Source organism: Pseudomonas sp. FG13, from assembly GCF_057809755.1.
Map to the genome: position 1 here is coordinate 1 of NZ_JBMDKO010000087.1, position 10,453 is coordinate 10,453.

The following is a 10,453-nucleotide window of genomic DNA, read 5'->3' on the forward strand; positions in this document are numbered from 1 at the left end:
GCGTCGGACATTCAACATGTATTCAAACTGACCCACCGCTATCGCGAGCAGGCTCGCTCCCACGGGGATTGGCGTTGGCTGAGAAATAACAGGTTGCCGCAGAGTTGTTGTGAGCGAGCTGACAGCCGTTCGAGATTTGTGGGAATGGTCGGACAACATCCAAGCTGAAGCTGATTTTTCCGACGAGCTTTGGCGGTTGTCGGGTGGGAAGGCTTATCGTTAACCTCTTTCGGTCGCTGCCAATTCAGCGTCCGGGCGTCGCGGCCTGTCTAAAACTTGGTAATCCATTTTCTTGCTGGAGTACCGCAATGAGTGACAAGTCTCAATCACGTTCAGAAACCCATAACGCTTCTCCCCGGTCCAGCCTTAACCCAGAAAAGCTCGATGAAGCCGCCAAGCGCGCCCTCGACTATTACCTGGCCCCTCCACCTGAAGTCAAAAAGAAACCAGCCTCAAGCCAGTTATTCACCGTCATGGAAGGCATAGACGCCGAATGCCTCCTCGCCAACCTGAGCGAAACCCTGGCATCCGCCAACGCGACGCTCAGCGACCTGGCCTTCGAGCTTGATGGTTCGCGTCGGCATGTCGCTTTGGGTGTGCAGCAGCTGATCGAGCTGAGCGAATTGCTGGCCAATCGGGTGTTGGATGAGCGGGTGCCGGTGACGGCGGATTAGGAACTGATCAATAGAACTGGCGGTTGTGGCGAGGGGATTTATCCCCGCTGGGCTGCGTAGCAGCCCTGAATCCTTGCACCTCGGTGTATCGGGCAGATTGTATCGACTGTCTTAGGGCCGCTACGCAGCCCAGCGGGGATGAATCCCCTCGCCACAGGGACGGTCTGAGCCGAGCCATTGGTGGTGGCTCCCTCAATCCAACCCCAATTTCTTCAACCGATACCGCATTGACCGAAATGACAGCTTCAATCGCTGCGCTGCGGCGGTGCGGTTCCAGCGGGTTTCTTCCAAGGCCTGGAGGATGACCTTGCGTTCGACGTCTTCCAGATAGTCTTCCAGGTTGTCGACTCGCATCAAATCGGGGTTGGCGGTATCGGTGATGCCATTGCCTTCGGCCAGGCGCAGGTCGTCGGCTTCGATCTGTTGGTGTTCGCAGAGGGTGTAGGCCCGTTCGAGCATGTTTTCCAGCTCTCGTACGTTGCCGGGGAAGCGGTAGTTTCGAAGGGCCTCGAGGGCTTGGGGATGGATTCTGGCGGCGGGGTTGCCGGTGCTGGCCGCCAGGCGCTGGAGCATGTGGATGGCCAGCGGCTCGATGTCTTCGCGGCGCTCGCGAAGGGGCGGGACGCGGAGTTCGATGACGTTCAGGCGGTAGTACAGGTCCTGGCGAAAGCGCCCGGCGGCCACTTCGGCGTCCAGGTCCTTATGGGTCGCGCAGAGGATGCGGACATCCACCACTTCCTCCTGCTGACCACCAACGGCGCGCACGGCCTTTTCCTGGATCGCTCGCAGCAGCTTGACCTGCATCGCCAGGGGCAGGTCAGCCACTTCATCGAGGAACAGGGTGCCACCGTGGGCGGCCTGGAACAGACCGGGCTTGTCCTCGATGGCACCGCTGAAGCTGCCTTTTCGATGGCCGAAAAACTCACTTTCCATCAGCTCTGTCGGGATGGCCCCGCAGTTGACCGGCACAAAACCCCGACTGGAACGGGGGCCTTGTTCGTGGATCAGCCGTGCCACCAGTTCCTTGCCACAGCCCGACTCCCCGCTGATGTACACCGGCGCCTGGCTGCGGGCCAGCTTTTCGATCTGTTTGCGCACGCTGCGCATTGGCGGGGAGTCGCCCAGCAGGCAGCGTTCGATGGTGGTCGGGGCGGTGGCCGGTGGCAGGCGCAGGGCGCTGGTGACCAGTTCTCGTAGCCGACCCAGGTCGACCGGTTTGGTCAGAAAGTCAAAAGCCCCGGCCTTGAGGGCGTCGATGGCGGTTTCCAGGCTGCCGTAGGCGGTGATCATCGCCACCGGCAGTTGCGGGAAGCGCTGTTGGATGTGCTGCACCAGTTCCAGGCCGGTACCGTCGGGCAGGCGCATGTCGGTCAGGCACAGGTCGAACGCCTCTTCCGCCAACAGAGACTGGGCCTCGGCAAGATTCCTGGCGCTACGGGTGTCGAGTTTCATCCTGCCCAGGGTGATGTCCAGGAGTTCGCGGATGTCCGGTTCGTCGTCGACGATCAGGATCCGTTGCCGTGAGCGTGTATTCAAATCTGTTTCCGTCCGTGAGCAAAAGTGATGCGAAAGCAGCCGCCGCCTTGGCGTGGTTTGAAGTCTAGGCGGGCCTGATTGCTTTCGCACAGCTCACGGGACAGATAGAGCCCAAGGCCGGTGCCCTGGCTGCTGGTGGTGAAAAAGGGTTCGAACAGGTGCGCCTGCTGGTCCGGTGTCACGCCGGGGCCGTTGTCGATGATGTCCAGCGTGGGGAGATGGCTATGGGGATCGACGAACAGTTCCAGCCAGGCCTCGGCCCGTTCATGGGCCTGGGCACTGTGGCGCCAGGCGTTGCGCAGCAGGTTGTCGAGCACCTGGGTCAATTGATCGGGGTCCATGAGCGTGGTGTAGTCGCCCGGGGCGATGCTCAGATGCAATTGCTGGTGCGCGGCCATGCTTTCGCGGGCCTGTTGGACGAACTGGTCGAGCCAGGTGCGCAGGTCCAGGCGCTGGGGCGTGGTTTGCTGGCGACGGGACAACTGCAGGACGTTTTCGATGACGCGGTTCATTCGTTGGGAGTGATCTTGAATAATCTGTGTCAGACGTCGATCCGAGTCGTTCAGTTCCTCGGACTCGCGCAGTAATTGCGCCGCATGGCTGATGGCCCCCAGGGGATTGCGGATTTCATGGGCGATGCCGGCGGTGAGGCGCCCGAGTGAGGCGAGTTTCAGTTGCTGGGCGTGCTGGGCCACCTGGGCCAGGTCTTCGAGAAACACCAGGATCTGATGCTGTTCGTTGTGCCCCAGGGCGATGAAGTTCGGTTGCAGGGTCAGGCCCGTGCCGGGGATGGCCAGGGTTGGTGGGCGCAGGCTGGGATTGTTCAGCCACACTTTCAAGCTGTCGACGAGGGCGGCGGAGTAGTCATCGATTGGCTGGCCGACCAGGTCGTGCATGCCCAACAGGTTCAAGGCGCTTTCGTTGGCCAGTTGCACCCGGCGTTGACGATCGAGCACCAGGATGCCGGTGCGCATGCGCTGCAGGATCAACGCATTGAGGGTTTCGAGGCTGGTCACCTCGCTGGCCCGCTGCTCGGCCAAGGTTTCGCTGGCTTCCAGTCGCCGGGTCAGGCCTTGTACCAGCAGCGCAGCGGCGAAGCATAGCGCTCCCAGGGTACCGGCCTGCAAATAACTGCCGGGAGAGTTCGAGTCGTGCAGGCCAAGGAAGAAACTCGACCCCACTATGCCGATCGTGGCGACGGCAGCGATCAACAGGCCGACTCGGCCGCGCAGCAGCGTGTTGCCAATGGCCACCGAAACAATGAGCAGATTGCCAATGGCGCTGGGAGCACCGCCTGCCGCGAAGAACAGCCATGACAGCAGCAACACATCGGTCAGGGCCAGGCCAAACAGCCGGGCGGGGCTTCGGGTGTTTTCAAGGAACACCACCAGCAGGATGTTCAGCACCAGGTACAACCAGCTGCCACTGCGCAGCAGGTCGTCGTTGGCGAACTCCAGCAGGCGGTTGTCCATGTTGCTGGAGATCAGCAGCACCAGGGTGATGCCGATGCTCAAGCGGTACAGGTGATAGAGACGCAGCAGGCGCTGCGTCTGTCTGACGCGAGGGGAAGCCTCAGCGATCACGAGGGCCCGGGCCTTGCTCGAGGTGAGCCTGGCTGCAGTACCACTGTTGTTGGAGAGGGAGTGCCCGGTCACGCGGCAGGTGCACGCCACAGTGGGCGCAGCGAACCATGGGCGGGGCATCCTGTTCCCGGGATGATCGCGTCGCGGACGCCTTGGGCTTCACGTTGCGAAAGATCCATATGGCGGAGGCAACGACGGCGAACAAGATGATTAGACGAAGCATGATGGGCGGCTTTCTGGCGAGAGATGAGGCAGTTTAGCCAAGGACTGGGGCGGCGCACAGTTCAATAGGATCCAGGCATAAAAAAGGGAGACCGTCGGGTCTCCCTTTTGTGAATGCCCTGTGCTCAGTCGAACAGGCCGAAGGTCATGTAGCTGAACCAGGAGCGGTCGCTGGAGTTGTTCTCAGCCTCCGGTTCTTCAATCACATCGCCATTTTCATCCTTTGGCTTGAGCTCGTTCGGAATGGCTTCCTTGGCATCCTGGAACTGACGCTGTACGTCCTGGTTGGCGCGGGTTTCGCCCGGTGGCAGTGGCGGACGGGATTCGATCAGGCCCAGGGTCGCCTTGCTCAGCCATGAACGGTTGTCGGCTTCTGCAACGCGGGGGGTGAACTGGCCGTCGACCAGGGAAGGGTGGTCCGGGTAATTCAGTTTCAGGGTTTCCAGGCTGCTGGCTGCCAGTTCGTCCAGGTGCAGGCGTTGGTACGCCTCGGTCATCACCGCCAGGCCGTCGCCGACCGAAGGGGTTTCCTGGAAGTTTTCCACCACGTAGCGACCACGGTTGGCGGCGGCGACGTAGGCCTGACGGGTCAGGTAGTAGTCGGCCACGTGGATTTCGTAGGAAGCCAGCAGGTTGCGCAGGTAGATCATGCGCTGCTTGGCATCCGGCGAGTAGCGGCTGTTGGGGAAGCGGCTGGTCAGTTGGGCGAACTCGTTGTACGAGTCGCGTGCGGCGCCCGGGTCACGCTTGGTCATGTCCAGCGGCAGGAAGCGCGCTAGCAGGCCGACGTCCTGGTCGAAAGACGTCAGGCCCTTGAGGTAATAGGCGTAATCGACGTTCGGGTGCTGTGGATGCAGGCGAATGAAGCGTTCGGCGGCAGATTTGGCAGCTTCGGGCTCGGCGTTCTTGTAGTTGGCGTAGATCAGCTCCAACTGGGCCTGGTCGGCGTAGCGACCGAACGGATACCGCGACTCCAGGGCCTTGAGCTTGGCGGTGGCGCTGGTGTAGCTGTTGTTGTCCAAGTCCTTCTGCGCCTGTTGGTACAGTTCGACTTCGCTCAGGTTTTCGTCTACGACTTCCTTCGACGAGCAAGCAGCAGTCAATGCGAGGATGGCGATCAGCAGCAGGTGTTTCACTTGCATGGCGGCTTGCGTCCCTATGACGGCCGCTGTCTTGGGCGGGGCCGTCCTGTTATGATGAGCGCCCCGTTGAAAGCCTCGGGGCAAAAGACGCCGTATTTAACCACAAGCGCGCAGCCGAAACCAAAGGCTGTGCCGACGCCCAGTCCGAGCATGTCCGATAAAATAGAACTTCGCGCAGAGGTGCCGTCCGAATTGGGCGGCCAACGCCTCGATCAAGTCGCCGCCCAACTCTTCACCGAGCATTCGCGCTCGCGCCTTTCCGCCTGGATCAAGGACGGCCGCCTGACGGTGGATGGGGCGGTCATCCGCCCGCGCGACATCGTCCATGGCGGTGCCATCCTCGAGCTGACGGCAGAGCAGGAAGCCCAGGGCGAATGGGTAGCCCAGGACATTGCCCTGGACATCGTTTATGAAGATGACGACATCCTGGTGATCAACAAGCCTGCGGGCCTGGTGGTGCATCCGGCCGCCGGTCACGCCGACGGCACCCTGCTCAATGCCTTGCTGCACCACGTGCCGGATATCGTCAATGTGCCCCGGGCCGGTATCGTGCATCGTCTCGACAAGGACACCACCGGTCTGATGGTGGTGGCCAAGACCATCCAGGCGCAGACCCAGTTGGTCGCACAACTGCAAAGCCGCAGTGTCAGCCGCATCTATGAATGCATCGTGATCGGCGTAGTGACCGCTGGCGGCAAGATCAACGCTCCCATCGGTCGTCACGGTCAGCAGCGCCAGCGCATGGCGGTGATGGAGGGCGGCAAGCCGGCGGTCAGTCACTACCGCGTGCTTGAACGCTTCCGCTCCCACACCCACGTGCGGGTCAAGCTGGAAACCGGTCGTACCCACCAGATCCGCGTGCACATGGCCCACATCAACTTCCCGTTGGTGGGCGATCCGGCTTATGGCGGCCGCTTCCGCATCCCGCCGGCCGCCAGCGTGACCATGGTCGAGTCCCTGAAGCACTTCCCGCGTCAGGCGCTGCATGCGCGTTTCCTGGAACTGGATCATCCGACCACCGGTAAGCGCATGAGCTGGGAATCGCCGTTGCCGGATGACTTCGTCTGGCTGCTGACGTTGCTCAAGCAGGACCGCGAGGCATTCGTCGGATGAATGACTGGCTGATACCCGACTGGCCCGCGCCAGCCTGGGTCAAGGCCTGCGTCACCACCCGTGCGGGCGGCGTCAGCGTGGCGCCGTTCGACAGCCTCAACCTCGGCGACCATGTCGATGATGACCCAACGGCCGTCACTGAGAACCGTCGACGGCTCACCGACCCATTCGCCATCCGTCCGGCCTGGTTGCAGCAGGTCCATGGGATTGCCGTGGTCGAGGCCGATCCGACCCAGGTCGCGACCGCCGATGCCAGCTGGACCGCCACGCCGGGTATCGCCTGCACGGCGATGACCGCGGACTGCCTGCCCGTGCTGTTCTGTAACCGCGCCGGTACGCGCGTCGCGGCCGCCCATGCCGGTTGGCGCGGGTTGGCGAACGGCGTACTGGAAGCCACCCTGGACAGCCTGGCAACGCCAGCGGATGAGATTCTCGCCTGGCTCGGCCCGGCCATTGGCCCGCAAGCCTTTGAAGTCGGACCGGAAGTGCGTGAGGCGTTCATCGCGCAACTGCCCCAGGCGGTACAAGCCTTTGTGCCGAGCCACAACGCCGGCAAGTTCCTGGCCGACATCTATGCGCTGGCGCGCCTGCGGCTGGCCGCGCGGGGTGTCTCGGCGGTCTACGGCGGCGGGCTGTGCACCGTGACCGATCCACGCTTCTTTTCCTACCGTCGCAGCCCGCGCACCGGTCGCTTCGCCTCCCTCGTCTGGATCGAACAGTAGAAGGCTGCCGGATATGCCGCCGCCATCGCGAGCAGGCGCGCTCCCACAATTCCCGCTCCGTGCACAAATACTCCATACACCGCAGACCCCTGTGGGAGCGAGCCTGCTCGCGATGGCGTCGTGTAGCTTGCATCCATGTCAGGTGTGCCACCGCTATCGCGAGCAAGCTCGGCTCCCACCGGTCCGGCGCTTTCCATAAGATTGCATACACCGCAAATCTACTGTGGGAGCGACCTTGCCCGCGAAAGCGGCATGTCAGCTAACCTTTAACTGATTGGCACACCGCTACCGCGAGCCGGCTCGCTTCCACAGCCCCTCATTTGACTGATCTGTATCAACAGATACCTGCTTGAATCTTCCAGAATCGTCCACATCTATAACGGTATCTGGCAGGTTTCTTCATTCAGGATGTTTTTCGGTCCGGCCTGCTCAAAAGGAAGGTGACCTTATGCGTATTGACCGTTTAACCAGCAAATTGCAATTGGCGCTGTCCGATGCCCAGTCCCTGGCCGTCGGCCTGGACCATCCTGCCATCGAACCGGCGCATCTGATGCAGGCCATGCTCGAGCAGCAGGGTGGCTCGATCAAGCCCCTGCTGATGCAGGTAGGCTTTGACGTCAACAGCCTGCGAAAAGAGCTGGCGAAAGAACTCGACCAGTTGCCCAAGATCCAGAATCCGACCGGTGACGTGAACATGTCCCAGGACCTGGCGCGGCTGCTCAACCAGGCCGATCGCCTGGCCCAGCAGAAGGGCGACCAGTTCATTTCCAGCGAGCTGGTGCTACTCGCCGCCATGGACGAGAACAGCAAGCTGGGTAAATTGCTGCTCGGCCAGGGCGTGAGCAAGAAGGCCCTGGAAAATGCCATCAATAACCTGCGTGGGGGCGAAGCCGTCAACGACGCCAACCACGAGGAGTCCCGTCAGGCGCTGGATAAATACACCGTCGACCTGACCAAGCGTGCCGAGGAAGGCAAGCTTGACCCGGTGATCGGCCGCGATGACGAGATCCGCCGGACGATCCAGGTGCTGCAACGCCGCACCAAGAACAACCCGGTGCTGATCGGTGAGCCAGGCGTGGGCAAGACCGCCATTGCCGAGGGCCTGGCCCAACGGATCATCAATGGTGAAGTACCGGACGGCCTCAAGGGCAAGCGCCTGCTGTCCCTGGACATGGGGGCGCTGATCGCCGGTGCCAAGTACCGTGGCGAGTTCGAAGAGCGGCTCAAGGCCCTGCTCAATGAGCTGTCGAAGCAGGAAGGGCAGATCATTCTGTTCATCGACGAGTTGCACACCATGGTCGGCGCCGGCAAGGGCGAAGGCTCGATGGACGCCGGCAACATGCTCAAGCCCGCGCTGGCCCGTGGCGAGTTGCATTGCGTCGGCGCGACCACGCTCAACGAGTACCGCCAGTACATAGAGAAGGACGCGGCCCTTGAACGGCGCTTCCAGAAAGTGCTGGTGGACGAGCCGAGCGAAGAGGACACCATCGCTATCCTGCGTGGTCTCAAGGAGCGCTATGAAGTTCACCACAAAGTGGCGATCACCGATGGCGCGATCATCGCGGCGGCCAAGCTCAGCCACCGCTACATCACTGACCGCCAGTTGCCGGACAAGGCCATCGACTTGATCGACGAGGCTGCCAGCCGTATCCGCATGGAGATCGACTCCAAGCCGGAAGTGCTGGATCGCCTGGAGCGGCGCCTGATCCAGCTCAAGGTCGAATCCCAGGCCCTGAAGAAAGAAAGCGACGAAGCGGCGAAGAAACGCCTGGAGAGATTGCAGGAAGAAATCGTTCGCCACGAGCGCGAGTATTCCGATCTCGAGGAAATCTGGAATTCGGAAAAGGCCGAAGTCCAGGGTTCGGCGCAGATTCAACAGAAAATCGAACAGTCCCGCCAGGAACTGGAAGCGGCCCGTCGCAAGGGCGACCTCAACCGCATGGCCGAGCTGCAATACGGGGTCATCCCGGATCTGGAGCGCAGCCTGCAGATGGTCGACCAGCACGGCAAAAGTGAAAACCAGTTGCTGCGCAGCAAGGTCACCGAGGAGGAAATCGCCGAGGTGGTCTCCAAGTGGACCGGTATTCCAGTGTCGAAGATGCTCGAAGGCGAGCGCGACAAGCTGCTGAAGATGGAAAGCCTGCTGCACCAGCGCGTGATCGGCCAGGACGAAGCGGTCGTCGCGGTCGCCAATGCCGTGCGGCGGTCCCGTGCCGGGTTGTCGGACCCGAACCGGCCAAGTGGTTCGTTCATGTTCCTCGGCCCGACCGGTGTCGGTAAAACCGAGCTGTGCAAGGCGTTGGCCGAGTTCCTCTTCGATACCGAGGAGGCGATGGTGCGCATCGACATGTCCGAATTCATGGAGAAACACTCCGTGGCCCGGCTGATCGGCGCACCGCCGGGTTATGTCGGCTATGAAGAGGGCGGTTACCTGACCGAAGCCGTGCGACGCAAGCCGTACTCGGTGATCCTGCTCGATGAGGTCGAGAAAGCCCATCCGGATGTGTTCAACATTCTGCTGCAAGTGCTGGAGGACGGTCGTCTGACCGACAGCCACGGGCGCACGGTGGATTTCCGCAACACGGTGATCGTGATGACCTCCAACCTGGGGTCGGCGCAGATCCAGGAACTGGTGGGGGATCGCGAGGCGCAACGGGCGGCGGTGATGGACGCGATTTCTACCCACTTCCGGCCGGAGTTCATCAACCGGGTCGACGAGGTAGTGATTTTCGAACCACTGGCCCGTGATCAGATTGCCGGCATCACCGAAATCCAGCTGGGTCGCCTGCGCAGCCGCCTCACCGAGCGCGAGCTGAAGCTGCAACTGAGTGACGAGGCCCTGGATAAGTTGATTGCCGTGGGTTACGACCCGGTCTATGGGGCACGACCATTGAAACGGGCCATCCAGCGCTGGATCGAAAACCCATTGGCACAGTTGATCCTGTCGGGTCGCTTCATGCCGGGCGAAACCGTAACCGGAACGGTGGAAAACGACGAAATCGTCTTCAACTGACCGGCTGCACCGCTGTTGACCGAATGGCCTCGCATTGCGAGGCCATTTTTTTCATCAGGCCGTTGAACTCAAAGGAAAAGGCTTGTAAAGTGCGCCCCGCAGTCAGTCACCCCCAAGGGTTACTTCTCCCTGAGAAGGAATCCGAAATAAGTTGCAAATCATTGTCTTGAAAGCAATTTAAGGGGTTGACAGAGGTTTTTAAGATTGTAGAATAGCGCGCCTCAGACACACGAACGCAGCGATGCAGACGGGTAGAAGAGGTTGAAGCTGGCTTCAATCAAGCTTCAAGGTTGCAACTTGAAATATCAGTTCCGTGATAGCTCAGTCGGTAGAGCAAATGACTGTTAATCATTGGGTCCCAGGTTCGAGTCCTGGTCACGGAGCCATTTCAATCGGGGTATAGCGCAGTCCGGTAGCGCGCCTGCTTTGGGAGCAGGATGTCAGGAGT

General features: G+C 61.3%; 8 protein-coding genes and 1 tRNA gene. 5 read left to right on the plus strand and 4 right to left on the minus strand.

Annotated features, from left to right (window positions below; translation table 11 throughout):
- The first annotated feature begins 308 nt into the window (after positions 1 to 308).
- Positions 309 to 674 carry a DUF6124 family protein gene (locus ACODTO_RS29080; protein WP_265075354.1) on the plus strand — a complete coding sequence of 122 codons (366 nt, stop codon included), beginning with the start codon at positions 309 to 311 and terminating at the stop codon, positions 672 to 674.
- A 192-nt stretch (positions 675 to 866) separates the two neighbouring features.
- Here the strand turns inward: ACODTO_RS29080 and ACODTO_RS29085 are convergent, their stop codons facing one another.
- The 4 genes from ACODTO_RS29085 to ACODTO_RS29100 form a co-directional block, all read right to left on the minus strand.
- A complete protein-coding gene (locus ACODTO_RS29085) occupies positions 867 to 2,210 on the minus strand; it encodes a sigma-54-dependent transcriptional regulator (protein ID WP_139649815.1) in 1,344 nt (447 codons plus the stop codon).
- Entirely contained in the window at positions 2,207 to 3,793 is a 1,587-nt protein-coding gene (locus ACODTO_RS29090) for a two-component system sensor histidine kinase NtrB (RefSeq protein ID WP_489107452.1), read from the minus strand. Before ACODTO_RS29090 ends, ACODTO_RS29085 begins: the two co-directional genes overlap by 4 nt.
- Positions 3,783 to 4,016, minus strand: coding sequence for a PP0621 family protein (locus tag ACODTO_RS29095; RefSeq protein WP_139649811.1), 234 nt, complete (start codon positions 4,014 to 4,016; stop codon positions 3,783 to 3,785). Before ACODTO_RS29095 ends, ACODTO_RS29090 begins: the two co-directional genes overlap by 11 nt.
- Before the next feature lie 124 nt (positions 4,017 to 4,140).
- Positions 4,141 to 5,157, minus strand: a complete 1,017-nt coding sequence (locus ACODTO_RS29100) for an outer membrane protein assembly factor BamD (RefSeq protein WP_139649809.1) — start codon at positions 5,155 to 5,157, stop codon at positions 4,141 to 4,143.
- A 150-nt stretch (positions 5,158 to 5,307) separates the two neighbouring features.
- Here ACODTO_RS29100 and rluD point away from each other — a divergent pair, with 150 nt between their 5' ends.
- From rluD to ACODTO_RS29120, 4 genes are all read left to right on the plus strand, one after another.
- Positions 5,308 to 6,270: a 23S rRNA pseudouridine(1911/1915/1917) synthase RluD gene (rluD, locus tag ACODTO_RS29105; protein ID WP_139649807.1), complete on the plus strand. Its 963-nt coding sequence runs from the start codon at positions 5,308 to 5,310 to the stop codon at positions 6,268 to 6,270.
- Entirely contained in the window at positions 6,267 to 6,992 is a 726-nt protein-coding gene (gene pgeF, locus ACODTO_RS29110; protein WP_175386708.1) for a peptidoglycan editing factor PgeF, read from the plus strand. Before rluD ends, pgeF begins: the two co-directional genes overlap by 4 nt.
- 448 nt (positions 6,993 to 7,440) lie before the next feature.
- Complete coding sequence (clpB, locus tag ACODTO_RS29115) at positions 7,441 to 10,005, plus strand: ATP-dependent chaperone ClpB (protein WP_175386705.1); 2,565 nt, start codon at positions 7,441 to 7,443, stop codon at positions 10,003 to 10,005.
- A gap of 310 nt (positions 10,006 to 10,315) precedes the next feature.
- A tRNA-Asn gene (locus tag ACODTO_RS29120) sits at positions 10,316 to 10,391 on the plus strand.
- Positions 10,392 to 10,453: the final 62 nt, after the last annotated feature.